A 25,776-nucleotide genomic window follows, 5' to 3' on the forward strand; every position below is an offset into this window, starting at 1 on the left:
GGTCGGCGGCGGTGCCACCGGGGTGGCAGAAGACTAGTCAGCCGCGTGGGGCTGCGGGTCGTTCTCCACAGCGTCGGTCCGCGGAACCCTCGCCGACAGCCCGATGAACACGAGCACGAGGCCCAGGAGCGCCCCGACCGGGAACGCGATGAACGGGCTGAGCCCCGACACCGTCAGGTCGTCGGGCACCCGGGTACCGTCGTCGGCGGCCCGGGCGACCGTCTCCGGGTCGGGCGGTCCGAGGGCGCCGCCCACGAGGAGCATCACCCAGGCGGCGAGCACGGAGCCGACCACGACGGCGAGCAGCGAGAGGAGCGGGACCCGATCGGCCACGAGGGTGACCGCGACGCCGGCGACGAGCCCAGCGACGACGGCGACCACGACGTACCACCCGGTGCCGGAGAACTGGTGCTGCAGCCCGAGGGCGTCCTTGGCCGTCCACTGGTGGTCGACGACGACGCCGACGGTCGGGCTCCACACCCACTCCCAGACGACGCCGGCGAGCGCGCCGGCCGCGGCGAGCGCCACCACGACCAGCACGAGCTGCACTGCCACCGGTCGGGTCCCGGGCCGGGTCGCCGGCTGTGTCGTCGGCTCTGTCGTCGGCTCGGTCATCCGGTGAGGCATCCGGGGCCCAGGAGCTGCTTGAGGTCGGCGAAGAGCGCCGGGCTCGGGGTGACCCGGTGGCGCTCGAGGTTGAGGACCACGGTCTTCTCGCGCATCCGCAGCCGCAGGTGGACCTCGGTGGCGCCGGCGTGGGTGGCCAGCACCTCCTTGAGGTGGTCGACCACGTTGCCGTTGACCCGGGTCTGCGGGAGGTTGATCACGACCGGACCGCTCGGGCCCTGGGTGGTGTCGACGAGCGACACCTCCTGGCCCATGATCTCGGGCTGCTCCTTGCTCCGGGAGAGCCGCCCCTTCACGGTGATGATCGCGTCCTCGCTGATGAGGTGTCCGCAGAGCTGCCACGAGCTCGGGAACAGCAGCACCTCGATGGAGCCGTCGAGGTCCTCGAGCGTGACCAGCGCCCACGCGTCGCCGCGCTTGGTGATCTTGCGCTGCACGGAGGTGACCAGGCCCGACACCGTGATCGGGCTGCCGTCGGGGCGGCTCTCGTCGAGCATCAGCTGGCCGATCGAGCAGTCGGTGCCCTGCGAGAGCACGTGCTCGAGACCCAGCAGCGGGTGGTCGGAGACGTAGAGGCCGAGCATCTCCCGCTCGTGCCCGAGCAGGGTCATCTTGTCCCAGTCGTCGATGTCCGGGATCGCGACGCTGACCCCGAAGCCGGACCCGTCGTCGTCGAGGCCGCCGAAGAGCGAGTCCTGGCCGATCGCCTCGTTGCGCTTGATGTCGACGTACTGGTCCACGGCCGTCTCGTGGATCGCCACGAGCGCACGCCGCTTGTGCTTCATGTCGTCGAAGGCGCCGGCCTTGACGAGCGACTCGATCACCCGCTTGTTGCAGACCTGGGCCGGGACCTTCTTGAGGAAGTCGTTGAAGTCCTCGTAGCGCCCCTGCTCGGTGCGCGCGGCCGCGATGCCGTCGACCACGTTGGAGCCGACGTTGCGGATCGCGGTGAGGCCGAAGCGGATGTCGTTGCCGACCGGTGTGAAGTTGTGGGCCGACTCGTTGACGTCGGGCGGGAGCACCTGGATCTTCATCCGGCGGCACTCGTTGAGGTAGATCGCCATCTTGTCCTTGTCGTCCCGGGCGGACGTGAGGAGCGCGGCCATGTACTCGGCGGGGTAGTTGGCCTTGAGGTAGGCGGTCCAGTACGTGATGACGCCGTACGCCGCGGAATGCGACTTGTTGAACGCGTAGTCGGAGAACGGGAGCAGGATCTCCCAGAGCGTGTCGATCGCCTTCTGGGGGTAGCCGCGCTCGAGCATGCCGGCCTGGAAGCCGGCGTACTGCTTGTCGAGCTCCTCCTTCTTCTTCTTCCCCATCGCGCGGCGCAGGTTGTCGGCGGCGCCCAGCGTGAAGCCCGCCAGGACCTGGGCGATCGCCATCACCTGCTCCTGGTAGACGATCAGGCCGTACGTCTCCCCCAGCACCGGCTCGAGCGCCTCGGCGAGCGCCGGGTGGATCGGCTCGATCGGCTCCCGGCCGTTCTTGCGGCGGGCGTACTTGTTGTGGGAGTCGGCGCCCATCGGGCCCGGCCGGTAGAGCGCGCTGACGGCGGTGATGTCGGCGAACTGGTCGGGCTGCATCGAGCGCAGCAGCGCCCGCATGCCACCGCCATCGAGCTGGAACACGCCCAGGGTGTCGCCCCGGCCCATCAGCTCGTAGGTCGCCCGGTTGTCGAACGGGACCTCCTCGAGGACGACGTTCTCGTCGCGGTTGGCCTGGATGTTGGCCAGCGCGTCCTCGAGGATGTGGAGGTTGCTCAGCCCGAGGAAGTCCATCTTGACCAGCCCGAGCGACTCGCACATCGGGTAGTCGAACTGGGTGATGATCGCGCCGTCCTGCGGCCGCGCCATGATCGGGACGACGTCGATGATGGGTGCGCTCGACATGATCACGCCGGCGGCGTGCACACCCCAGTTGCGGATCTGGCCCTCGAGGCCGACCGCGGTGTTGTAGATGGTGCGGACGTCGGGGTCGGAGTCGTGCAGCGAGCGGAACTCGCCGCCCTCGCCGTACCGCTTGTGCTCGGGGTTGAAGATCTCCTTGAGCGGGACGCCCTTGCCCATCACGTCCGGCGGCAGCGCCTTGGTGATGCGGTCGGAGATCGCGAAGCCGTGGTCGAGCACGCGCGCGGCGTCCTTGATCGCGGCCTTGGACTTCAGCCGGCCGAAGGTCGCGATCTGGGCGACCTTGTCGGCGCCGTACTTGTCGGTGACGTACCTGATGACCTCGCCGCGCCGGTGGTCGTCGAAGTCGATGTCGAAGTCGGGCATCGACGGTCGCTCGGGGTTGAGGAAGCGCTCGAAGAACAGGCCGTGCTCGAGGGGGCACAGGTCGGTGATGCTGAGCGCGTACGCCGCGATCGAGCCCGCGCCGGAGCCGCGGCCCGGGCCGACCCGGATGCCGTTGCGCTTGGACCACTGGATGAAGTCGGCGACCACGAGGTAGTAGCCGCAGTAGCCCTTCTGGGAGATGACCGCGAGCTCCATCTCGACGCGGTCCTTGACCTCCTGGTCCAGCCGGTCCCCGGGGTAGCGGGCCTCGATGCCCCGCCACACCTCCTTGCGGAACCAGCTCTCCTCGGTCTCGCTCTCCGGGACGTCCGCGCGCGCCATGTAGCCGCCGGTCGACTCGACGAACTCGACCTCGCAGCGCTCGGCGATCGCGAGCGTGTTGTCGCACGCCTCGGCGAGGTCGTACTGCGCCCACAGCTCGCGCATCTCGGCCGCGGACTTGATGTAGTAGCCGCCGCCGTCGAACTTGAGGCGGTTGGTGTCGGAGAGCCGCTTGCCGGACGCGACGCAGATGAGCGCGTCGTGGGCGTCGGCGTCCTCGGGGTTGTTGTAGTGGGAGTCGTTGGTGGCCAGCGGCGGGATGCCCATCTCGCGGCCGAGGCGGAGCAGGTCGTCGCGGACCCGCTTCTCGATCGAGATGCCGTGGTCCATCAGCTCGAGGAAGACGTTGTCGCGCCCGAAGATGTCCTGGAGCTCGCCGGCCTCGCGGACGGCCTCGTCCCACTGGCCCAGCCGGAGCCGGGTCTGGATGGCGCCGCTGGGGCAGCCGGTGCTGACGATGATGCCCTTGCTGTGCTCCTGGAGGATCTCCTTGTCCATCCGCGGCTTGTAGAAGAAGCCCTCGAGGCTGGACCGGGACCCGAGCCGGAACAGGTTGTGCAGGCCCTCGGTCGACTCGGCCCACATCGTCATGTGCGTGTAGGCGCCGCCACCCGCGACGTCGTCGCCGCCCTCCTCGGCCACGTCGCCCCGGCCCCACCGGACCCGCTTGCGCTCACCCCGCGGGGTGCCGGGGGTGACGTAGGCCTCGATGCCGATGATCGGCTTCACGCCGTACTTCTGCGCCTTGGAGTAGAAGTCGTAGGCACCGTGGAGGTTGCCGTGGTCGGTCATGGCGATCGCCGGCATCTCCAGCTCCGACACCCGGCTGAAGAGCCCGTCGAGCAGCGAGGCCCCGTCGAGCATGGAGTACTCGGTGTGGACGTGAAGGTGGACGAAGGAGTCCTGGGCGGCGTTCGCCATCGTCGTCGGCCACTCCTCGGGTACGTTCGGTGCTGCGGGCATGCCTGACCAGAGCCACGAAGCGGTCGTGGCGCCGGGTTGGGGAAGGACGCCAGCCTACGTGACTTCGTGGGACACGTTAGAGCGGCTCACCGACAGTCCGTCCGATTCGGTGGTTGAGGTGCGAGGAGCGCTAGCGACGAGCCTCGAAACCACCCGTGCGGGCGGCGTCGAGGCTCTCGGTGATGATCGTGTGCACGATGCGGAGCAGCCGCTCCTCGCCGAGCTCGGGCGCGCGGCGGGCGAGCGCGGCGGCGATCTCGCGCTCCCGCTCGGGGTCGCGGGCGGGGTCGGCCTTGATGTCCTGGACGGCCCGGGTGAGGACCACCCGGCGGGCGAGCAGGTCGCCGAGCTCCTCGTCGACCTCGTCGATGAGCCCCCGGAGGAAGCGGAGCGGGTCGGCACCGGGCCAGGCCATCCGGACGTCCGGCGCCCTCTCCTCGTTGCCGGAGCCGTCGGTGCGCTCGAGCTCGACCAGCCCGTGCCGGGCGTAGAAGGCGCGCGCCCCGGCGTTCATCTCAAAGACCCAGAGACAGAACCCGTCGGGGCGCTGCGCCTTCACGACGTCGAGGAGCGCCGACCCGATCCCGCGGCCGGCGTACGACGGCAGCACGTAGAGGTCGTCGAGCCAGGTCGCCGTGAACCGCGCGTAGCCGACAGGCGTCCCTCCGGCCTCCGCCAGCCAGACGTCGTCCGCCCGGAGCCTTCCGGCCATCCAGTGCCGGACCTCGTCGTCGGTGTGCACCCCCGGCGGCATGGCGGCCGCACGGCGACTCGCCAGGTGGATCCCGGCCACGTCGTCCGCGTCGGCCTGGCTGGCCGGTCGCAGCGTGACGTCAGTGGGCATCCCTGATCACCTCGAGGGCGTGGGCGAGGTCGTCGGGGTAGGTCGACTCGTACTCGACGTACTCCCCCGAGCCCGGGTGCTCGAAGCCGAGGCGTACGGCGTGCAGCCACTGCCGCTCCAGCCCGCACCGGCGGGTGAGCGTCGGGTCGGCACCGTAGGTGAGGTCGCCGACGCACGGATGCTTGAGCGCGGCCATGTGCACCCGGATCTGGTGGGTGCGGCCGGTCTCGAGGTGGATCTCCAGCAGGCTCGCGAACCGGTGTGCCTCGAGCGTCTCGTAGTGGGTGACGCTGTGCCGCCCGTCGGCCATCACCGCGAACTTGTAGTCCGCCTTCGGGTGCCGCCCGATCGGGGCGTCGATGGTGCCCTCGAGCGGGTCGGGATGGCCCTGCACGAGGGCGTGGTAGATCTTGTCGACGGTCCGCCGGCGGAAGGCGTTCTTGAGCACCGAGTAGGCGTGCTCGGACTTGCAGATCACCATGACGCCAGAGGTGCCGACGTCGAGACGCTGCACGATGCCCTGCCGCTCGGACGCGCCACTGGTGGAGATCCGGAACCCCGCGCCGGCGAGGTGCCCGACGACGGTCGGCCCGGTCCAGCCGGGCGAGGGGTGGACGGCGACGCCGACGGGCTTGTCGATCACGACGATCGCTTCGTCGTCGTGGATGATCCTGATCCCCTCGACGACCTCGGGCACGACCTCGAGCGGATCGGCCTCGACGGGGATGGTCACGTCGAGGATGGCGCCCGCCATCACGCGGTCGCTCTTCGCGACAGCAGTGCCGTCGAGCTCGACGTGGCCGGCGGCGATCAGGTCGACCGCGCGGGTGCGCGACAGGCCGAAGAGTCGCGCCATCGCGGCGTCGACCCGCTCCCCCGCGAGACCCTCGGGAACCGGCAGGATGCGGTGCTCGGCGTTCACTCGGCGGGCTCCGCTGCCGGCCCGGCGCCCTCGTCCTTCATCTTGTCCTTCACCTCGCGGTGGCCGTCGAGGTGGACGCCCCGGAAGACCTGCACGAGGATCAGGCCCGCGGCGATGTTGATGCAGATGTCTGCCACGTTGAAGACCGGCCAGTTCGGCAGCATGAAGAAGTCGATGACGTGGCCGCGCAGCGGGCCCGGCTCGCGAAGCAGGCGGTCGGTCAGGTTGCCCGCGACACCGGCGAGCAGGAGGCCGAGCGCCACCGCCCAGACGACGCTGCCGACCTTGCGGACCACCCACAGCACCGCGACGACGGCGACCATCGCCAGGATGGTGAAGACCTCGGTGAAGCCGGTGCCGGTGCTGAACGCCGCTCCGGGGTTGCGCACCAGGTGGAGCACGAGGAGGTCGCCCACGACCTCGACGTCCGGCCGACCCGTCAGCCGGTCGACCGCGACGATCTTGGAGACGACGTCGACGGCGTACGCCGTGGCCGCGACGAGCGCGAAGACGGTGAGCAGCCGGGCACGCGATGTGCGGGGTCGAGTGGGTGGGTCTACCTCGTGGTCGCCGGTCAGCGACGCTCCTCGCGCTGCTTGCATGTCATGCACAGTGTGGCACGGGGAAAGGCCATCAGCCGCATCTTCCCGATGGGGTTGCCGCAGGACTCGCAGACCCCGTAGGTGCCGTCGTCGATGCGGGCCAGCGCGCGTTCGATCTGGGCCAGCTTGTCGCGCTCGCTGTTGAGGACGGTGAGCTCGTGGTCGCGCTCGAACGTGCTCGCCCCCACATCGGCCTGGTCCTGGCCGGCACCGTCACCCGAGTCGCGCATCAGGCCGTTGAGCTCGGTGTCGAGGCTGTCGACGATCTCCAGGCTGTGGGTCCGCTGCTCGTGGAGCTCGTCGAGGACCTCCTTGAGCTCCGCCTTGGTCCAGGCGGACTCGCCCTTCTGGACCACGAGGGAGCTGGCGGCCGCCTTCTTGCGGGATGCCGTCTTCTTGGCGGGTGCGGCCTTCTTGGCGGGTGCGGCCTTCTTCGCGGGTGCGGCCTTCTTCGCCGCCACCTTGGCCGGTGCGGCCTTCTTGGCGGGCGCGGCCTTCTTCGCCGCCACCTTGGCCGGTGCGGCCTTCTTCGCCGGCGCGGCCTTCTTCGCCGGCGGGGCCTTCTTCGCCGCCACCTTGGCGGGTGCGGCCTTCTTGACTGGCGCCGCCTTCTTCACAGCGGCCTTCTTCGCCGGCGGCGCCTTCTTCGCAGCCGCCTTCTTGGCCGGCGCCGCCTTCTTCGCCGCCACCTTGGCGGGTGCGGCCTTCTTGGCAGGCGCCGTCTTCTTCGCAGCGGTCTTCTTGGCCGGAGCGGCCTTCTTGGCAGCCGCCTTCTTGGCCGGAGCGGCCTTCTTGGCAGCCGCCTTCTTGGCCGGAGCGGCCTTCTTGGCAGCCGCATTCTTGGCAGCCGCATTCTTGGCAGCCGCCTTCTTGGCCGGCGCGGCCTTCTTCGCCGGTGCGGCCTTCTTCGCGGAGGAACCCGAGCCCGCGGCGGCCTTCGCAGGGGCCTTGCGCGTGACGACCTTCCGGGCTGCCGCGGCCGCCTGTCCGGCGATCGACTTCCTGGTGCTGCGAGCCATCAGCGGGCCTCCTCGGCCGTTGGGGCGCATTCGCGTCGTGCCACAGTGGGTGCAGGGAGGGTAGCCGAGCGCCGCAACCCCCTCAAACCCGACTCACCGGGGACCTCGCAGCGGAAAGCCGCGGCCCGAGCACGGCACGCCCGGGAAAAACGCAACGCCGGCCGGTCCCACGGGGACCGACCGGCGTCAGCGGTTGCTCAGGTGTCAGCCGTCGTCCTCGCCGAGGATCGACCGGAGCCGCTTCGGCGCGGGCGTCTCGTCACCGGACGAGGTCGGCGCCTCGGACCCGGTGTTGAGCGACTCCAGCTGCTGGGTGAAGTAGCTCTTGAGGCGGGAGCGGTACTCACGCTCGAACGAGCGCAGCCGCTCGACCTCGGAGTTGAGCTTGTCGCGCTCCGTCTCGAGCTCACCGAACATCTGGCGCCGGCGCTCGGCCGTCTCGGAGTCGAGCATCTGGGCACGGGTGCGGGCGTCCGCCTCCAGGCGGTCCGCCTTCGTGCGGGACTCCACGTCGAGGCGCTCGGACTTGGTCCGCGCCTCGGCGATGATCTTGTCGGCCTCGTTCTTCGCGTCCTCGACCAGCTCGTCGGCGTTCCGAGTGGCGATCTCCAGCAGGCGCGCCGCGGCGTTCGAGGCGTCCGGGACGGTCTCGACGCGGAGCGTCTCCACGGGGCTCGCGGCCACGACGGGCTCGGGGGTCGGGGCCGGAGTCGGCTCGGGCGCCTTCTCCTCGACCACCGGCGCGGGCGCCGGAGCCGGGACGGGGGCGCCGGACTGCGCAGCAGACAGCTTCGACCTGAGGTCGTCGTTCTCCTTCGTGAGACGCGCCAGCTCGGCCTCCACCTCATCGAGGAACTGGTCGACCTCGCCCATGTCGTAGCCCTCGCGGAGCCGGACGGGAGTAAAGCGCTTGTTACTCACGTCCTCAGGCGTCAGCGGCATGACCTCACCCATTCATTCTTGTCAGAGTTACTGTCCGTCGAACAATAGCGCCTGTGCTGGTCCCCGGAGCATCCAACCGGGTGCAGCCAGCAGGGCGCCGCCTCAGCTCAGCAGCAATCTTCCGTTGAGCGAGAGGAGGATGTATGCCCCGATCATGACGATCAGGAAGCTCAGGTCGAGCGAGATGCTCCCGAGCCGCAGCGGCGGGATCACCCGGCGCAGGGCCTTGATCGGCGGGTCGGTGGCCGAGTAGACGCCCTCGAGGCCGACCAGTAGCGGGCCGCGCGGCGTCCACTGCCGCGCGAAGATCTGCACCCAGTCGACCACGAAGCGCACCCAGAGGAGTGCGATGAACACCCACAGCACCACCTGGATGATCAGACCAACGGTTTCCACGTGTGAAGCGTCCTAGCTCTGGTTGAAGAAGCCGCCCTCGACGATCCGTTGCTTGTCCTCGGCGGCCACCGAGACGTTCGGCGGCGAGAGCAGGAACACCTTGTTGGTGACGCGCTCGATGGTGCCACGCGTCGCAAAGACCAGCCCAGCCGCGAAGTCGACCAGGCGCTTGGCGTCGGCGTCGTCCATCTCACCGAGGTTCATGATCACGGGGGTGCCGTCGCGGAAGTTCTCCCCCACGGTGCGGGCCTCGTTGTAGGTCCGCGGGTGCAGGGTCGTGATCCGGGACAGCTCCGCGACCACGCCGGTCGGACCGGAGGCCGCCGGGGCGGTGGTACGCCGCCGCTCGGCCAGGTCGGACACGGGTGCGGGGCGGGTCTCGCGCTTGCGCGCGGCCACCGGGGCGGTCTCCGTGGTGTCGTACTCCTCGTAGGAGGCGTACTCGTCGTCGTACCGTCCGGTGTCCTCGAGCAGGCCGAGGTACTCGCCGATCCTGCGCATCGCGCCGCTCATGACTGTCGTCCTCCGGAACTCCGCGCCCCCGTCGGGGACGCACTTGTGGTGATTGGGACCCTACTTGAGCCGAGGCCTCGAACCGAGGACCGCGGACCCTATGCGTACGTGTGTCGCGCCGGCACGCACGGCGTGCTCGAGATCACTGCTCATCCCGGCCGAGAGCCAGGTCGCGTCGGCGTGCTCGGCGACGAAGCCCTCGCGGATGCCGGTCAGCCGCTCGAACGCCGGCCGGGGGTCCTCCCCGAGCGGCGCCACGGCCATCAGCCCGCGCAGCCGCAGCATCCCGGCCTCGGCGACCCTGGCGGCCAGCACCGGCAGCTCGCCGGCGTCGGCGCCCGCGCGGCCCTCGCGGCCCGGCGGGTCGAGGCTGACCTGGAGCAGCACGTCGACGGCGTGCGAGCGCTGGTGGGCGCCACGGTCGAGCGGCCCCACGAGCTTCGCGCGGTCGACGGACTCCACGACGTCGGCGTACGACGCGACGGCCGCGGCCTTGTTGCTCTGGAGGCCGCCGATGAAGTGCCACGCGAGCCCGAGGTCGGCGCACTCGGCGGCCTTGGCCTCGGCCTCCTGGTGACGGTTCTCACCGACGTCGGTGACGCCGAGCTCGGCGAGCAGCAGCACGTCGCTGGCCGGGAAGAACTTGGTGACGACGACGAGGCGTACGTCGTCCGGCGACCGGTCCACGTCGGCGCAGGCCGTCGCGATCCGCTCCCGGACGGCGGCGAGGTTGGCGGCGATCTCGTCGCGGCGGGTGCCGAGGGTGTTCACGTCAGCCACACCAGCCCGGCGAAGCGACCGGCCGCGGCGCCGTCGCGACGGTAGGAGTGCAGCCTCGCGTCCTCACGCGTGCAGCCGTCGACACGGGTGACCTCCGCGCCCGCCGCGACGAGCTGGGCCTCGACGCCGGCGCCGAGGTCCAGCGCCGGACTGCCCCACGAGGTCTCCGAGCGGGACTCGGGCACGAGCGCCGCGACCTCGTCGCGCATCTCCGCGGGCACCTCGTAGCAGCGGCCGCACACATGCGGCCCCACCCAGGCGCGCACGGTGCCGGCGCCCTGCGCCCGCATCGCGTCCACGGCGGCGGTCACGATCCCGAGCGCCATGCCTGGCCGGCCGGCATGGACGGCACCGATCACCCCGGCCTTCGGGTCGGCCAGCAGCACGGGCACGCAGTCGGCGACCCGCACCATCAGGCCGAGACCCCGTCGCGTCGTCACGAGGGCGTCCCCCGTCGGCACCGCGTCGGGCGCCATCGGGCCGTCCGCGATCTGCACCTCGGCGCCGTGGACCTGGGTGAGCCGGGCGAACGGCACCCCACAGGCCCCCTCGACCTCCGCGAGGCGGCGCGGGAACTCGGGCCCCAGCCCCTGGAGATCGAGGCTGGAGTCCGTGAAGGCGACGTCCAGCCGGACGTCGCCCTCGACGGTGCTCCCGATGGAGTCGGCGAAGTAGTACAAGCCGCTACTTCAGGAAGTCGGGCACGTCCAGGTCGTCGTCGTCGAACTGGACCTGGGGAGGTGCGGTGCGGGGCGCGGGCTGGGTCGGCCGGGACGCCTGGGCGGGCTCGGCCTTCTCGCGGGGCTTCTCCGCCTCGGGCTGCCGCGAGGCGAGCGCCTGGGCCGCGGCCCGGGTCTCGGCCTGGGTCTGCTGCGGGCGCGCGTCGCGGCGCAGGACCGAGCCCTCGTCGCGGCGCTTCGGCATGCCGCCGTCGAAGCCGGCCGCGATCACCGTCACCCGCACCTCGTCGCCGAGGGCGTCGTCGATGGTCGCACCGAAGATGATGTTGGCCTCGGGGTGCACGGCCTCCGCGACGAGTGCGGCGGCCTCGTTGATCTCGAACAGGCCGAGGTCCGAGCCACCGGCGATCGAGAGCAGTACGCCGTGCGCTCCGTCGATGCTCGCCTCGAGCAGCGGGCTGGAGACCGCCATCTCCGCGGCGGCGACCGAGCGGTCGTCGCCGCGAGCGGAGCCGATGCCCATCAGCGCCGAGCCGGCGTTGGACATGACCGACTTCACGTCGGCGAAGTCGAGGTTGATCAGGCCGGGGGTCGTGATCAGGTCGGTGATGCCCGAGACACCCTGCAGCAGCACCTGGTCGGCCTGCTTGAACGCGTCGAGGACCGACACGTTGCGGTCGCTGATCGACAGCAGCCGGTCATTGGGGATCACGATGAGGGTGTCGACCTCCTCGCGCAGCTGCGCGATGCCCTCCTCGGCGGAGTTGGCGCGGCGGCGACCCTCGAACGCGAACGGGCGGGTGACGACGCCGATGGTCAGCGCGCCGAGCGACCGGGCGATCCGGGCCACGACGGGGGCGCCGCCGGTGCCGGTGCCGCCGCCCTCGCCGGCGGTCACGAACACCATGTCGGCGCCCTTGAGCACCTCTTCGATCTCGTCGGCGTGGTCGTCGGCCGCCTTCGCGCCCACCTCGGGGTTGGCGCCGGCGCCGAGTCCGCGGGTGAGCTCGCGGCCGATGTCGAGCTTGACGTCGGCGTCGCTCATGAGGAGTGCCTGCGCATCGGTGTTGATCGCGATGAACTCGACGCCCTTGAGGCCGACCTCGATCATCCGGTTGACGGCGTTGACACCACCACCACCGATGCCCACGACCTTGATGATGGCCAGGTAGTTCTGTGCTGCTGCCACGGCGATCTCGCCTCTCGCTGCTCGTTCGGATGGTGCTGGTCTGGTTACGTCGTCCGGCGTGTCGAGGAACCCTGACCCTCAGGCTGAGGGTTATAGTTATGTCAACCTCGCCGTGCTGAAGACAGTAGGTACGCGACCGGGCGATTTGGTGGCGACACGCCCAGCGCGTCGGCGCGGCAGCGATTTTCTGGGCCGCCCTCAACCTGTAACGGGGTGTTGTGGCAACTGTCGCCCCGTCACAACGCACCGGCAGACACAACAACACCCCGTTACAGCAGTGGGGGCAGCAGGGGGGGCAGCCGGGTCAGCGCGTGGTGGGCTGGCCCGGGACGCTGACGTCGTACTGCTGCGCGTCGGGTACGGCGGCGACCAGGTCGGCGAGCACCTCGGACTTGAGGTCGGACTCCTCGGCGCTCCCCCACAGGACCTGACGGCCGTCGCGGAGCGCGAGCGTGATCTCGTCGATGGTCTCGACGCTGACGTGGTCGACCTTCGCGGCCAGGTCGCCGGGCAGGGAGCCGACGACGAGCGCGCCCTCGCGGAGCGCCTCGGTGCCGGTGTCGGCGGCGGTCTCGATGCGGGGCAGGTCCGGCGGCGCCTGGGCGAAGTCCCGGAACACCACGCCCTCCTCGTCGAGGCCGCGCAGCTTGCCGCCGATGCTCACGACGGCGACCGGCACGCGCTCGGTGACGGTGACCAGCACGTGGTCGGGCCACTGCCGGGTGACGTCGGCCGACTTCACCGGCGCGAGCGACTCGACGCGGGCGCGGATCCGGTCGAGGTCGGCGGTGGCGAGGGGCTCCCCGGTCGGCGCGGCGGCGGCGCGCTCGATCTCGGCGGCGCTGAGCTGCTCCTCGCCGACGACCTCGACGCCCTTGACGGCCAGGTAGGAGGAGAAGTAGACGAGCCACACGCCGCCGGCGACCAGAGCGATCAGCAGCACGACGGCGAGCAGCGGCTTCCAGGTCAGCCAGCGGCGCGCCCACTGGCGGCGGGCGAAGCGGCGCCGGCTGCGCGCGACTGCCGGATCGGGTGTGGGCTCCGGTCCGTCGTCCCGGGCGGCACCCAGCCCGTCGAATCCCTGGGTCTCGTCGACGTCGCGGCGCCTAGCCATCCGTCCCGCCTCGGGACAGCAGGTCCAGGATCCGCGGGCCGAGCTCGGTGACGGTTCCGGCACCGAGCGTCAGCACCAGGTCGCCGGGCCGGGCGCGGTCGAGGACCGCGGCGGGGACGGCGTCGAAGTCGGCGACGAACGCCACCCGCTCCGCCGGCAGGGGTACGGCGCCGGCCACCAGCGCGCCGGTGACGTCGGGGTCGGCGTCCTCGCGCGCGAGGTAGACATCGAGCACCACGACCTCGTCGGCCGCCCCGAGCGCGACGCCCATCGCCTCGCCGAAGATGCGGGTGCGCGAGACGAGGTGCGGCTGGAAGGCCACGACCACGCGGCCCTCCCCCGCGACCGCCCGCGCGGCCGCGAGGTCGCCGGTGATCTCGGTCGGGTGGTGGGCGTAGCTGTCGTAGACGCGCACGCCGCCGGCCTCGCCCTTGCGCTCCATGCGCCGCTTCGTGCCGGTGTACGACGCGATGCCGCGCGCCAGGTCGGGTGCGTCGAAGCCGAGGGTCACGCCGGCGGCCAGCGCGGCCAGTGCGTCGACGAGGTAGTGCTCCCCCGGTGACCAGAGCGTGACGCCCGCGAGGGCGTCGGGCCCGAAGTCGGCCTCAACCCGCGTCGACACCGTGACGACGCGCCGCCCGAGGGCGCGCTGCCGCTCGGCGAGCCGGGCCGCGCCGGGGTCGTCGACGCAGCAGACCAGGAATCCGTCGGGGTCGACGGTGTCGGCGAACTCGTCGAACGCCGCGACGTACGCCTCCTCCGTGCCCCAGTTGTCGAGGTGGTCGGCCTCGACGTTGGTCACGATCGCCGCGTGGGGCGCGTAGTGGAGGAACGCGCCGTCGCTCTCGTCGGCCTCGGCGACGAAGACCTCGCCGGTGCCCTCGGCCGCGTTGACGCCGGTGGCGGCGAGGTCGCCGCCGATGGCGTACGTCGGGTCGGCCCCCGCGGCCTGGAGCGCCGTCGTCAGCAGGGACGTGGTCGTCGTCTTGCCGTGGGTGCCGGCGACGGCGACCACCCGACGGCCGGCCATCACGGCGGCGAGGGCGGCCGAGCGCGGGAGCACGCGCAGGCCGCGGCGCACGGCCTCGACGTACTCGGGGTTGTCCTCGCGCACGGCGGTGGAGACGACGAGGGTGTCGGCGTCCGCGAGCTGCTCGGCCGCGTGGCCGAGGTGCACGGTCGCGCCGAGACCGCGCAGCGCGGCGAGCGTCGGGGAGTCGACGCCGTCGCTGCCGCTGACGATGGTGCCCCGCGCCAGCATGATGCGCGCGATGCCGGAGAGCCCGGCGCCGCCGATGCCGACGAAGTGGACGTGGCCGAGGCGCTCGACGGGGAGCATCTCGGCGGGCACGGGGATCCTCACTTCTGCGCCGCCTCGAAGACGATGCGCGCGAGCCGCTCGTCGGCGTCGCGTGGGATCAGCGCGGCCGCGGCCGCGCCCATCGCGGCCAGCTTGTCTGCGTCGTTGGCGAGGTGCGGGATCGTGCCGGTCACCCAGTCGGTGCTGAGGTCGGCGTCGGCGACGAGGATGCCGCCACCCGCGTCGACGACGGGGCGGGCGTTGTGCTCCTGCTCGCCGTTGCCGATCGGCAGCGGCACGAAGACCGCGGGCAGCCCGACCGCCGCGGCCTCGGTGACGCTGCTCGCGCCGGCCCGGCAGACGACGAGGTCGGCGGCGGCGTAGGCGAGGTCCATGCGGTCGACGAAGTTGACCACGACGTACGGAACGTCGCTGTCCGCTCCGGCGTCCGGCGAGGCTTCGCCCTGGGGTCCGACGACGTGCAGCACCTGGACGCCTGCGGACGCGAGCGCTCCGGCCGCACCGGAGACCGACTGGTTGAGCCGGCGCGCGCCCTGCGAGCCGCCGGTGACGAGCAGCGTCGGCCGGTCGGGGTCGAGGCCGAAGAACGCCCGCGCCTCCTCGCGGAGACGGGACCGGTCGAGGCCGGAGATCATCGGGCGGATGGGCAGCCCGATGTACTCCGCGTGCGGCAGCGGGGTGTCGGGGAAGCTGACGGCCACGCGCCGGGCGATCCGCGCGCCGGCCTTGTTGGCCAGCCCGGGCACGGCGTTCTGCTCGTGCACCACCAGCGGCAGCTTGCGCCGGCGCGCGGCGAGGTAGGCCGGCATCGACACGTAGCCGCCGTAGCCGACGACCACGTCGGGGCGCACCCGGTCGAAGACCGCGAGCGTCTCCTTCACGGCCGCCCGCAGCCGCGCGGGCACCTTGACGAGGTCGGCGTTGGGGCGGCGCGGCAGCGGCACCGGCGGGATCAGCTCGAGCGGGTAGCCGGCCTCGGGGACCACCCTGGTCTCGAGGCCGCGCGGCGTGCCGAGGCAGGTGATCTCGGGGTCGATCCCGAGGTCCGGAGCCAGCCGCCGGATGGCGTCGGCCGTGGCGAGCAGGGGCGAGGTGTGTCCGGCGGTGCCGCCGCCGGCGAGGAGTACGCGCATCGTCGACAACCCTAGTTAGTTGGCGCGCGGGCCCGCCGACAGCCCGGCCGAGCGCACCTTCTTGCGCTGCGCGAGCGCACGGGCCGCCTCGGGCTCGCGGCGGGCGAAGCCGATCAGCAGGCCGAGCGCGACGAGCGAGGGCACGAGGGCGGAGCCGCCGTACGAGACGAGCGGCAGCGGGATGCCGATGACCGGCAGGAGTGCGAGGACCATGCCGACGTTGATGATCATCTGCCCGAGCAGCCAGACCACGATGCCGAAGGTCAGGTAGCGCACGAACGGCTCGGTCGTGCGCGAGGCGACCCGCACCGCGGCGTACGCGATGACGAGGAAGAGCACGATCACGAGCAGCGTGCCGACCAGGCCGAGCTCCTCGCCGAGCACGGCGAAGATGAAGTCGGTGTGGGCCTCGGGGAGCGTGCCCCACTTCTCCTGGCTGGCGCCGATGCCCTGCCCGAAGATGCCGCCGGACGCGAGCGCGAAGAGCCCGTGGGCGGGCTGCCAGCCGGCGTCGTGGAAGTCCTTGAACGGGTCGGTGAAGGTCGTGAGGCGCTCGAGGCGGTGCTGGCTGGTGGTCGCCAGGTAGAACGCCAGCACGCCGATCATCGAGATCATCAGCGCGAAGAGGCGGCCGGGCGCGCCGACCACCCAGAGCATCGCGAGCAGGATCGCGAAGAGCACCAGCGCGGTGCCGAGGTCGCGGCCGAGCATGACCAGCACGATCACGAGGCCGATGCCGGGCACGACCGGCGTCAGCACCTGGTGCAGGTTGCCGAGCCGCTTGTCCTTGCGGGCGTAGATGTGCGCGGCCCACAGCACGATCGCGAGCTTGGCGATCTCGGCGGGCTGGACCGTGAAGGGACCGACGCCGAGCCAGTTGGTGTTGCCGTTGACCGTGCGACCGAGCCCGGGCACCTGCACCAGGGCGAGCAGCACGATCCCCACCAGCAGCGCCGGCCAGGCGAACCGGCGCACGGCGCCGATCGGCAGCCGCGACGCGATGAACGCGCACGGGATGGCGATCACCACCCACATCAGCTGGCGGGTGACGATGGCGTAGGAGTTGCCGTCGTTCTGCTCGTGGGAGTAGACGCTCGACGCGCTCAGCACCATGATCAGCCCGATGGTGAGCAGCAGCGCCGAGGCCCCGAGCAGCAGGTAGTACGACGTCAGCGGCCGGTCGAGCGCGGCTCGCACCGCGGCGAGCCCGCTGCCGATCGACGTACGCCGGTGGCCGGTGTCGAGGGGGTCCGCGGTGGTCATCGCGTGTCCCCCTCCCGGACTCACAACCTTCTTCGTACGGCGGAAGCGAACGCGTCGCCGCGCTCGCCGTAGTTGGCGAACATGTCCATGGAGGCGCACCCCGGTGCCAGCAGCACCGTGTCGCCGGGTCGAGACAACTCGGCAGCGGCAGCCACGACGCGCTCCATGGCATGTCCACCATCTACGGGGCCAGTCTCGTCGTCGCCGACCACGATCACGGGCACATCCGGGGCGTGTCGCGAAAGCGCGCCGGCGATCACGTCCCGGTCGCGCCCGAGCAGCACGACGCCTCGCAGCCGCTCCCTCGCGGCGAGCACCAGCCCGTCGAACGTCGCGCCCTTCGCCAGTCCGCCCGCGACCCAGACGACCGGGTCGTAGGCGAGCAGCGACGACTGCGCGGCGTGCGGGTTGGTGGCCTTGGAGTCGTCGACCCAGGTGACGCCGTCCTTCTCCCCCACGACCGCGATCCGGTGGCCGTCGGGGCGGAAGGACCGCAGTCCGTCGCGCACGGCCGCCTGGGACACGCCGTGGGCGCGGGCCAGCGCGGCCGCCGCCAGCGCGTTGGCGACGAAGTGCGGGGCCGGCGAGGCGAGGTCGGCGATCGTGCAGAGCTCGGCGGCGCTCGACTGGCGCTGCTCGATGAACGCGCGGTCGGCGAGGATGTCCTCGACCACGCCGACCATGCCGACGCTCGGCATGCCGAGCGTGAAGCCGACCGCCCGGGCGCCCTCGACGACGTCGGCCTCGCGCACCAGCCGCTCGGTCTCGGGGTCGGCCGCGTTGTAGACGCAGGCCCGCTGGACGCGCTCGTAGATGCGGCCCTTGTCGGCGGCGTAGTCGGCCATCCCCGTCGGGCCGGTGTACCAGTCGAGGTGGTCCTCGGCGACGTTGAGGACCGCGGCCGACTCGGCGCACATCGAGTCGGTGTAGTGGAGCTGGAAGCTGGAGAGCTCGACCGCGAAGACGTCGTACGGCTCGGGGTCCATGACTGCCTCGACGATCGGCAGCCCGACGTTGCCGACCGCGATGCTGCGCAGCCCGGCCGCGCGCAGGATGGCGTCGAGCATCTGGACGGTCGTGGTCTTGCCGTTGGTGCCCGTGACGCAGAGCCACGGCGTGTGGTGGTGGGGGTCGCGCAGCCGCCAGGCCAGCTCGACCTCGCCCCAGATCGGCACCCCGCGGGCGGCGGCCTGCGCGAGCAGCGGCGCGGTGGGCCGCCAGCCGGGCGAGGTGACGAGCAGGTCGACGTCGTCGGGGAGGGTCGCGGTGCTGCCGGCGCCCAGGCGTACGTCGGCGCCGAGCACCTCGAGCAGCTCGGCCTTCTCCGGGCGGTCGCCCGCGTCGGACTCGTCGAGCGCCGTGACGGACGCGCCGAGGTGGTTGAGGTTGTCGGCGGCGGCGAAGCCGGACACGCCGAAGCCCGCGACGACCGCCCGCACGCCCTCCCAGGAGTCGTGGCGGCCGAGGGTGGTCGGGTCCACTACAGCCTCGCCACCCACTCGGCGTAGAAGACGCCCAGGCCGCCGGCGACGCACAGCCCGGTGATGATCCAGAACCGGATCACGATCGTGACCTGCTCCCAGCCGAGCAGCTCGAAGTGGTGCTGGAGGGGCGCCATCCGGAAGACCCGGTGACCGGCCTGCACCCGGAAGACCTTGCGGACCAGCCCGGACCTGCGGGACAGCTTGAAGAAGCCCACCTGCACCATCACCGACAGCGTGATCACGAGGAAGAGGCCGCCGAGGATGACCAGCAGGAGCTCCGTGCGGGTCAGGATCGCGAGCCCGGCGAGCGCGCCGCCCAGCGACAGCGACCCGGTGTCGCCCATGAAGATCGCGGCCGGGGAGGCGTTCCACCACAGGAAGCCGAAGCACGCGCCGGTGAGCGCGGCGGCGACGATCGCGAGGTCGAGCGGATCTCGTACGTCGTAGCAGAGGGCGGTGTCCTCGACGGCGCAGGACTGGTTGCTCTGCCAGATGTTCACGATCATGTACGCCGCGAACACCATCGTGCACGCGCCGGTGGCGAGGCCGTCGAGGCCGTCGGCGAGGTTCACGCCGTTGCTGGTGCCGACGATGATCAGCCAGATCAGCACGACGGCCAGGGCCATCGGCAACGCCAGCCAGCTGATGTCGCGCAGGAACGAGATGTTCTGCGACGCCGGGGTGACGCCGTTCTCGTCCTCCAGCCACGGCGACAGCGCGAGCACGCCGAAGATGACGGCGACGAGCGTCTGCCCGATCATCTTCGCCTTGCTGCGCAGGCCGAGGCTGCGCTGCTTGGAGATCTTGATGTAGTCGTCGAGGAAGCCGACGAGGCCCATCCCGACGAAGAGGAAGAGCAGCAGCAGCGCGGACGCCGACGGCGGGGTCGCGGTGATCGCGAGCGCGCCGAAGTAGCCCACGACGGTCGCCAGGATGATCACGACGCCGCCCATCGTGGGCGTGCCGCGCTTGGTGTGGTGGCTGGTCGGTCCGTCGTCGCGGATCTCCTGGCCGTAGCCCCAGCGGGTGAAGAGGTTGATCGCGCTCCGGGTGCCGAGCAGCGAGATCAGCAGGGCGAGGCCGCCACCGAACAGGATGGCTCTCATGCCGTGGTCACCTCTCCCTCCAGGAGCCCGTCGGCGATCGTCTCCAGGGCGGCTCCGCGCGAGGCCTTGACCAGCACGACGTCGGCGCCCGCGACATTCTGCCGCACCCAGGCCAGTGCCTCGTCACGCCCCGCCGTGACGATCGCCTCATCGCCGAAGCCGGCCGCGATCGCGGCGGCCGCCTCGCCGACGACGACCACGGTGTCGATGCCGAGGGTCCGCGCGGTCTCCCCGACCTGGTGGTGGCCGGCACGCGAGCTGTCGCCGAGCTCGCGCATCTCCCCCAGGACGGCGACCGTACGACGTCCGCGCCGCTCGCCGATCGTCCTGAGCGTCTCGAGGGCAGCCGTCATGGAGGCCGGGTTGGCGTTGTAGGCGTCGTTGACGACCAGCAGCCCGTCGGACCGCTCGTGCAGCTCCATGCGCATCGGCGATGCCGACGTCGCGGCGGTGAGCGCGTCCGCCACCGTGTCGAGGGACAGCCCGGCGGCGAGTGCCATCGCGGCTGCCGCGGTGGCGTTCGCCACCTGGTGGAGGCCGGACTGGGTGAGCCGCACGGGGCGCCACTCCCCTGCGTGTCCGAGCTCGAACGACGGTCGGCCGAGGTCGTCGACCTCCACGCCGCGCCACGCGACCTCGCCGGCCGTGCCGAAGGTCAGCACCCGTGCTGAGGTGCGGGCGGCCATCGCGGCCACCAGGTCGTCGTCGGCGTTCAGCACGCCGACGCCGCCCTCGGGGAGCGACTCGACGATCTCGCCCTTGGCGGCCGCGATCGCCTCGCGGGAGCCGAACTCCCCGATGTGCGCGGTGCCGACGTTGATCACGGCCGCTACCTGCGGCGGGGCGATCTCGCACAGGTAGGAGATGTGGCCGATGCCGCGCGCGCCCATCTCCAGCACGAGGAACTCGGTCGCGGCGTCGGCGCGCAGCACCGTCAGCGGCAGGCCCAGCTCGTTGTTGAAGCTGCCCGCCGTGGCGACGGTGGGGCCCGCGGCGGCGAGCGCCTGCGCGAGGTAGTCCTTGGTGCCGGTCTTGCCCTGCGAGCCGGTGAGGGCCAGCACCGTCGCGGGGAGCTGTCGGGCGACGTGTCCGGCGAGGCGGCCCAGGGCGACCACGGGGTCGGCGACCACGACCGTGGGCGCCTCGGTCGGGCGGCTGCCGAGCACGGCGTGGGCGCCCGCGGCGTACTCGTGCCCGTCGACGTGCTCGCCCACCACGGCGACGAAGAGTCCGCCCGGCTGCGCCTGGCGACTGTCGACGTAGGCAGGTCCGGTCACCTCGAGGTCGGGGTCGCCGTGGACGGTGCCGCCGACGACGCCGGCGATGTCGGCCAGGGTCAGGGCAAGCACGCCAGCTCCTCCCGGGCGACCTCGCGATCGTCGAAGGGGTGCACCACGCCGTTGATCTCCTGTCCGGTCTCGTGTCCCTTGCCGGCGACCAGCACGATGTCGCCGGGCCGCGCGCGACGCACCGCCCCGCGGATCGCTGCGCGCCGGTCCCCGATCTCGAGGACCTCAGCACCTTCCCCCGGATGACCCGGATCGACACCCCCGAGCATCGCGGCCCGGATCGCGGCGGGGTCCTCGGTGCGCGGGTTGTCGTCGGTGACGACCAGCACGTCGGCGAGCCGGGCGGCGATCTCGGCCATGATCGGCCGCTTGCCGGGGTCGCGGTCGCCACCGGCGCCGAGCACGACGATCACGCGGCCGTCGGTGAGCGGCCGCAGCGTGCGGATCGCCGCCTCGACGGCGTCGGGCTTGTGGGCGTAGTCGACGACCACGAGGAAGTCCTGGCCGGCGTCGACGCGCTCGAGGCGTCCGGGCACGCCACCCGCCGCGGCGATGCCCGCGGCGACGACGCCCGCGTCGAGTCCGGCCTCCCCCGCCGCGGCGACGGCCGCCAGCGTGTTGGCGACGTTGAAGTCGCCGGGCAGCGGGCAGGCCGCGGGCAGGCGGCGTCCGTCGGGAGCCACGACGACGAACGTCGAGCCCTCGGGCCCGAGGTGCACGTCGTCGACCGTCCAGTCGGCCTCACCTGCGGTCGAGAAGGTGCGCACCGGCACGCCCGCCTCGGCGACGAGGCGACGGCCGTGCTCGTCGTCGACGTTGACCAGCCCGAGCCGGGCCCGCTCGGGGGTGAAGAGCGACGCCTTCGCACGGAAGTAGTCCTCGACGCCCGAGTGGAAGTCGAGGTGGTCGCGGCCCAGGTTGAGGAACACCGCCACGTCGAAGACGACGCCGTCGACCCGGCCCATCACCAGCGCGTGGCTGGAGACCTCCATCGCGCAGGTCGTCACGCCGCGCTCGCGCATCATGGCGAAGAGGCCGTGCAGGTCGGGCGCCTCCGGCGTGGTCAGCACGGTCTTCACGTCGGCGCCCGCGACGCGGGTGCCGACGGTGCCGATCACGGCCGCGGTCTCGCCGGAGGCGGTGAGGCCGCCCTCGAGCAGGCGAGTCGTGGTGGTCTTGCCCTGGGTGCCGGTCACGCCGATCATCCGCATCGACTCCGCGGGCCGACCGTAGACCTGCGCCGCGAGGCTGCCGAGCACCGCGCGCGGACGGTCGACCACCAGCACCGGTACGTCGACCGCGCCGGCGGCCGCGCCGTCGGCGTCGGTCAGGACCGCGACCGCGCCGGCCTCGACCGCGCCGGCCGCGAAGGCGATGCCGTGGGCGCGGGCGCCGGGCAGCGCGGCGTACAGGTCCCCCGGCCGGATCCGCTGCGACGAGAGCGAGACACCGGTCACCTGGACGCCCTCGGCGTCACCGAGGACGCCGATGTCGCGGGAGGCGCCGAGCCACGCGACCAGGGTCGCGAGCGGTGTCCGCGGAGGGCTCTGCGGGCGGGTGGAGTCGCTCACCACGTGAACCTATCGCCGGGCGTCCATCACCAGGCGACCGGGAGCCGCGACGGCCGGGTGCCGGTCGGGGGCACCTGGTAGCGGCGCAGCGCGTAGCCCATGATCTGGGAGAAGGCCGGGCCGGCGACCGAGCCACCGCCACCGCCGTTGCGGGGGTTCTGGACGACCACGTAGATCGTGAAGCGCGGGTCGTCGGCCGGGGCGAAGCCGGCGAAGGACACGGTGAACGAGCCGTCGTAGCAGCCGCACTCGGGGCCGACGCGCTGCGCCGTACCGGTCTTGCCGGCGACGCGGTAGCCCGGCACCGCGGCGCCGGGGGCGACGCCGACCTCGGGGTCGACGACCCGCTCCATCATCAGCGCGGTCTGCTTGGCGGCCCGCTCGCTGACGACCCGGGTGCGGGTGGCGTGGTCGGTGCCGACCTGACGGCCGTTGTCGGTGGTGGCCGAGCCCTTCACCAGGCTCGGGGAGACCCGTACGCCGTCGTTGGCGATCGTGTTGACGGCGGCCGCCATCTGCACGCCGTTGACCGAGAGCGACTGGCCGAAGTCGATGCGATCCTCGAGCTGGGAGGTCCACTCGCCGAGCTTCGGAAGCAGGCCCCGGGTCTCGCCGCGCACGCCGATGTCGGTGCGCCGCCCGAGCCCGAACTTGCGCAGGTAGTCGTAGAGCTGGCCCTGCTTGAACTTGTCGGCGGCGAGCACGGTGGCGATGTTCGACGACTGGGCGATCGCGCCGGTCAGCGTCATCCGGAGGGTGCCGTGGGGGAACCAGTCGTGGATCACCCGTCCGTCGCGCGGCAGCTGGGACGGCACCTCGATCTTGGTGCGCGGCGTGACCAGCCCCGCGTCGATGAGGGAGCTGGCGGTGAGCACCTTCTGCACCGACCCGGGCTCGTAGACGCCCTGGAGGGCACGCGACCCGAGGTCGTCCTTCTTCGAGTCGGTCGGGCTGTTGGCGTCGTACGTCGGGTCGTCGGCGATGGCGAGGAGCTCCCCGGTGCGGGTGTCCATGACGACCGCGAAGCCGGAGTCGGCCCGGGCGTCCTCCACGGTCTGGCGGACCACCCGCTGGGCGAACCACTGCAGCTTGAGGTCGAGCGTGGTCTGCAGGTCCGTGCCGTCGACGGGCTCGGTGAGGGTGCTCTCGCCGAGCGGCAGCCGGTTGCCGCCGCCGACCTCGTAGCGCGCGGACCCGTCGGTGCCCGACAGCGTCCGGTCGAAGGTGCGCTCCATGCCGGCCAGCGGCTCGTCGGTGCCGAGGAAGCCGACCAGGTTGGCGGCGACGTCGTCCGCGGGGTAGTCGCGCACCGGGTCGCGGCGGGTGTCGAGGCCCTCGAACTCCTGACGCTCGGCCTCCTCGAGGACCTCGGTCGCGATCGTGGAGGGCACCCGCCGGGCGATGTACTCGAAGCGCGCCTCGACGCCGTCCTCGGTCTCGTGCGCGCGCAGCTTCTTGAGCGTGCTGACGTAGTCGATGTCGAGCTTGCGATAGAGGTACGCCGCCAGGTCGGCCGCGTGCTCGTCGGTGAGCTTCGGGTCGGCGACCAGCATCATCCCGTCGATCGAGTCGGCCATCGGCTCGCCGTCGCGGTCGACGATCTGGCCGCGCTTGGCCGGCAGATCGACCTCGACGAGTCCCTCCGCGGCCGCCATCTCGGCGTACGAGTTCGGGTCGAGGCCCTGGAGCTGCACCAGGCGCGCACCGAAGACCGAGAGCACCATCGCGATCACGATGAACCCGACGCGCAGCCGCAGCTGCGGCGAGCCGCGCCGGGTGCCGCGGGGCGTGGTCGCGGGCAACGGTGCTCCTCTGGTCAGGTCGGACTGGTGGCTGGCGGGTCGCGAACGAGCCGGGTGCTACCGGTTGTCCTTCTTCTTACCGTCCCGGTCACCGCGATCCGGGTTGCCGCGGCCCGTGTCGTCCTGTGAGTTCTCGGAGCCCTCGGTCGCGGGCGGGTCGACCGTCACGACGTTGGGCGCCGGGTCGAGGATGGCCGGCTTGGCCGGCGCCTTCGGGTTGATCCGCAGCGACGGGCTCTCGACGCTGCCGCCCGCGCACGGCTGGCCCTGCACCTCGCCGCTGCCGAGCCTCAGGAACGCCGGGCTGCACGCCTGCACCATCCCGAGCCGCTTGGCCGCGGCGGCGATGCGCTGCGGGTTGCGGAGCCGGTCGAGCTCCATCTCGAGGCCCTGCTGGTGGGCGGCGAGCCGGGTCGCCTGCTGCTCGAGCGCGGTGGTCGCGAACGACGCCTGCTGCATCGAGGTGTTGAACAGCAGCAGGCCGACGACGCCACCGAGCAGCACCATCGACACCAGGGCCAGGAACGGCGCGCGGCCGGCCGCCCTGCGGCGGCGCGGCACCACCGTGAGCCGGGCCCGTTCGACGGCGGCGCCGGCGATCCTCGGGATCTTCGACCGGACCTGCATTGCCGGAGTACTCATGCTGCGGCTCCCCCTTCTCGCACACGTTCGATGGCCCGCAGCCGCACCGAGGCGGCGCGCGGGTTCTCGGCGATCTCCTCCGGCCCGGCCTTCTCGCTCCCGCGAGTGACCAGGCGGAGCGCCGGTTCGTGCCCCTCCGGCACGAACGGCAGGTCCTCGGGGACGTCGCTGCGGGTCGCGGCGACGAACGCCTGCTTGACCAGCCGGTCCTCCAGCGAGTGGTAGGACTCGACGACGACCCGGCCGCCGACGTTGATCGCGTCGATGGCCGCAGGCATCGCCCGCCTCAGCACGGCGAGCTCGTCGTTGACCTCCATCCGCAGCGCCTGGAAGGTGCGCTTCGCAGGGTGACCGCCGGTACGCCGCGCCGGCGCCGGGATCTCGGCGTACAGCAGCTCGACGAGGCGACCCGACCTCGTGAACGGCTCCCGCTCCCGCTCGCGCACGATGGCGCCGGCGATCTTGCGGGCGAACTTCTCCTCGCCGTACTCCTTGAGGATCCGGGTCAGGTCGGCGGCGGGATAGGAGTTGAGCACCTCGGCGGCCGTGATCCCGGTCGTGCCGTCCATGCGCATGTCGAGCGGGGCGTCCTCGGCGTACGCGAACCCGCGCTCGCGGAGGTCTAGCTGCATCGACGAGACGCCGAGGTCGAAGAGCACGCCGTCGACGGCCGGCAGGCCGAGGTCGGCGAGCACGTCGGCGATCTCGTCGTAGACGGCGTGGACGGCGGTGAAGCGGTCGCCGTACGGCGCGAGCCGGGTGCTCGCCATCTCGAGGGCCTGCGGGTCGCGGTCGATGCCGACGACGCGGGTCGCGTCGATGCGCGAGAGCACGGCCTCGCTGTGGCCGCCGAGGCCGAGGGTCGCGTCGACCAGCACGGCGCCCGGCCGGTCGAGCGCGGGTGCGAGAAGAGAGACGACCCGGTCGAGCAGGACCGGGACGTGGGACGGGCCGGGCAT

General features: G+C 72.0%; 23 protein-coding genes. All 23 read right to left on the minus strand.

What is annotated here, in order from left to right; all coding sequences use genetic code 11:
- Nucleotides 1–33: 33 nt before the first annotated feature.
- The 23 genes from ACFQQI_RS25105 to rsmH all read right to left on the minus strand — a co-directional run bounded on the left by ACFQQI_RS25105 (nt 34) and on the right by rsmH (nt 25,776).
- Nucleotides 34–555 carry a hypothetical protein gene (locus ACFQQI_RS25105; RefSeq protein WP_378569390.1) on the minus strand — a complete coding sequence of 174 codons (522 nt, stop codon included), beginning with the start codon at nt 553–555 and terminating at the stop codon, nt 34–36.
- Between the two features lie 56 nt (nt 556–611).
- Nucleotides 612–4,163, minus strand: a complete 3,552-nt coding sequence (gene dnaE, locus ACFQQI_RS25110; RefSeq protein ID WP_378569537.1) for a DNA polymerase III subunit alpha — start codon at nt 4,161–4,163, stop codon at nt 612–614.
- 172 nt (nt 4,164–4,335) lie between these two features.
- On the minus strand, nt 4,336–5,049 hold the full coding sequence (locus tag ACFQQI_RS25115) for a GNAT family N-acetyltransferase (protein ID WP_378569392.1): 714 nt from the start codon (nt 5,047–5,049) through the stop codon (nt 4,336–4,338).
- The gene (locus ACFQQI_RS25120; RefSeq protein ID WP_378569394.1) at nt 5,039–5,971 is read right to left on the minus strand and encodes an RluA family pseudouridine synthase; all 933 of its coding nucleotides are present in this window, start codon (nt 5,969–5,971) and stop codon (nt 5,039–5,041) included. The genes ACFQQI_RS25115 and ACFQQI_RS25120 overlap by 11 nt, the downstream gene beginning before the upstream one ends.
- Entirely contained in the window at nt 5,968–6,573 is a 606-nt protein-coding gene (gene lspA / locus ACFQQI_RS25125; RefSeq protein ID WP_378569396.1) for a signal peptidase II, read from the minus strand. Before lspA ends, ACFQQI_RS25120 begins: the two co-directional genes overlap by 4 nt.
- Nucleotides 6,546–7,592 (minus strand): TraR/DksA family transcriptional regulator, encoded by a 1,047-nt coding sequence (locus tag ACFQQI_RS25130; RefSeq protein WP_378569397.1) that lies wholly within the window; start codon nt 7,590–7,592, stop codon nt 6,546–6,548. The genes lspA and ACFQQI_RS25130 overlap by 28 nt, the downstream gene beginning before the upstream one ends.
- A gap of 204 nt (nt 7,593–7,796) precedes the next feature.
- The gene (locus ACFQQI_RS25135; RefSeq protein WP_378569399.1) at nt 7,797–8,534 is read right to left on the minus strand and encodes a DivIVA domain-containing protein; all 738 of its coding nucleotides are present in this window, start codon (nt 8,532–8,534) and stop codon (nt 7,797–7,799) included.
- Between the two features lie 102 nt (nt 8,535–8,636).
- Nucleotides 8,637–8,930 carry a YggT family protein gene (locus ACFQQI_RS25140; RefSeq protein ID WP_378569401.1) on the minus strand — a complete coding sequence of 98 codons (294 nt, stop codon included), beginning with the start codon at nt 8,928–8,930 and terminating at the stop codon, nt 8,637–8,639.
- A 12-nt stretch (nt 8,931–8,942) separates the two neighbouring features.
- A complete protein-coding gene (locus tag ACFQQI_RS25145; protein ID WP_378569403.1) occupies nt 8,943–9,443 on the minus strand; it encodes a cell division protein SepF in 501 nt (166 codons plus the stop codon).
- Nucleotides 9,444–9,503: 60 nt separating this feature from the next.
- Nucleotides 9,504–10,214 (minus strand): YggS family pyridoxal phosphate-dependent enzyme, encoded by a 711-nt coding sequence (locus tag ACFQQI_RS25150; protein ID WP_378569405.1) that lies wholly within the window; start codon nt 10,212–10,214, stop codon nt 9,504–9,506.
- The gene (locus tag ACFQQI_RS25155) at nt 10,211–10,903 is read right to left on the minus strand and encodes a polyphenol oxidase family protein (RefSeq protein ID WP_378569407.1); all 693 of its coding nucleotides are present in this window, start codon (nt 10,901–10,903) and stop codon (nt 10,211–10,213) included. The genes ACFQQI_RS25150 and ACFQQI_RS25155 overlap by 4 nt, the downstream gene beginning before the upstream one ends.
- 4 nt (nt 10,904–10,907) lie before the next feature.
- Complete coding sequence (gene ftsZ / locus ACFQQI_RS25160) at nt 10,908–12,092, minus strand: cell division protein FtsZ (RefSeq protein ID WP_378569409.1); 1,185 nt, start codon at nt 12,090–12,092, stop codon at nt 10,908–10,910.
- Nucleotides 12,093–12,396: 304 nt separating this feature from the next.
- Nucleotides 12,397–13,206 carry a cell division protein FtsQ/DivIB gene (locus ACFQQI_RS25165; protein ID WP_378569411.1) on the minus strand — a complete coding sequence of 270 codons (810 nt, stop codon included), beginning with the start codon at nt 13,204–13,206 and terminating at the stop codon, nt 12,397–12,399.
- Entirely contained in the window at nt 13,199–14,569 is a 1,371-nt protein-coding gene (gene murC, locus ACFQQI_RS25170; protein ID WP_378569413.1) for a UDP-N-acetylmuramate--L-alanine ligase, read from the minus strand. Before murC ends, ACFQQI_RS25165 begins: the two co-directional genes overlap by 8 nt.
- Nucleotides 14,566–15,660 carry an undecaprenyldiphospho-muramoylpentapeptide beta-N-acetylglucosaminyltransferase gene (gene murG, locus ACFQQI_RS25175; RefSeq protein WP_378569415.1) on the minus strand — a complete coding sequence of 365 codons (1,095 nt, stop codon included), beginning with the start codon at nt 15,658–15,660 and terminating at the stop codon, nt 14,566–14,568. The genes murC and murG overlap by 4 nt, the downstream gene beginning before the upstream one ends.
- Nucleotides 15,661–15,675: 15 nt before the next feature.
- Nucleotides 15,676–16,923, minus strand: coding sequence for a putative lipid II flippase FtsW (gene ftsW / locus ACFQQI_RS25180; RefSeq protein ID WP_378569417.1), 1,248 nt, complete (start codon nt 16,921–16,923; stop codon nt 15,676–15,678).
- 20 nt (nt 16,924–16,943) lie between these two features.
- On the minus strand, nt 16,944–18,404 hold the full coding sequence (murD, locus tag ACFQQI_RS25185; protein WP_378569419.1) for a UDP-N-acetylmuramoyl-L-alanine--D-glutamate ligase: 1,461 nt from the start codon (nt 18,402–18,404) through the stop codon (nt 16,944–16,946).
- Nucleotides 18,404–19,513 (minus strand): phospho-N-acetylmuramoyl-pentapeptide-transferase, encoded by a 1,110-nt coding sequence (mraY, locus tag ACFQQI_RS25190; protein WP_378569421.1) that lies wholly within the window; start codon nt 19,511–19,513, stop codon nt 18,404–18,406. The genes murD and mraY overlap by 1 nt, the downstream gene beginning before the upstream one ends.
- Nucleotides 19,510–20,853, minus strand: a complete 1,344-nt coding sequence (gene murF / locus ACFQQI_RS25195) for a UDP-N-acetylmuramoyl-tripeptide--D-alanyl-D-alanine ligase (protein ID WP_378569539.1) — start codon at nt 20,851–20,853, stop codon at nt 19,510–19,512. The genes mraY and murF overlap by 4 nt, the downstream gene beginning before the upstream one ends.
- Nucleotides 20,850–22,322, minus strand: coding sequence for a UDP-N-acetylmuramoyl-L-alanyl-D-glutamate--2,6-diaminopimelate ligase (locus tag ACFQQI_RS25200; protein WP_378569541.1), 1,473 nt, complete (start codon nt 22,320–22,322; stop codon nt 20,850–20,852). The genes murF and ACFQQI_RS25200 overlap by 4 nt, the downstream gene beginning before the upstream one ends.
- 77 nt (nt 22,323–22,399) lie before the next feature.
- Nucleotides 22,400–24,175 carry a peptidoglycan D,D-transpeptidase FtsI family protein gene (locus ACFQQI_RS25205; protein ID WP_378569423.1) on the minus strand — a complete coding sequence of 592 codons (1,776 nt, stop codon included), beginning with the start codon at nt 24,173–24,175 and terminating at the stop codon, nt 22,400–22,402.
- 57 nt (nt 24,176–24,232) lie between these two features.
- Nucleotides 24,233–24,817 (minus strand): hypothetical protein, encoded by a 585-nt coding sequence (locus ACFQQI_RS25210; protein WP_378569425.1) that lies wholly within the window; start codon nt 24,815–24,817, stop codon nt 24,233–24,235.
- Nucleotides 24,814–25,776, minus strand: coding sequence for a 16S rRNA (cytosine(1402)-N(4))-methyltransferase RsmH (gene rsmH / locus ACFQQI_RS25215; RefSeq protein WP_378569427.1), 963 nt, complete (start codon nt 25,774–25,776; stop codon nt 24,814–24,816). Before rsmH ends, ACFQQI_RS25210 begins: the two co-directional genes overlap by 4 nt.

It is taken from the genome of Nocardioides sp. GCM10030259 (genome assembly GCF_042666375.1).
Taxonomy (GTDB): Bacteria; Actinomycetota; Actinomycetes; order Propionibacteriales; family Nocardioidaceae; genus Nocardioides.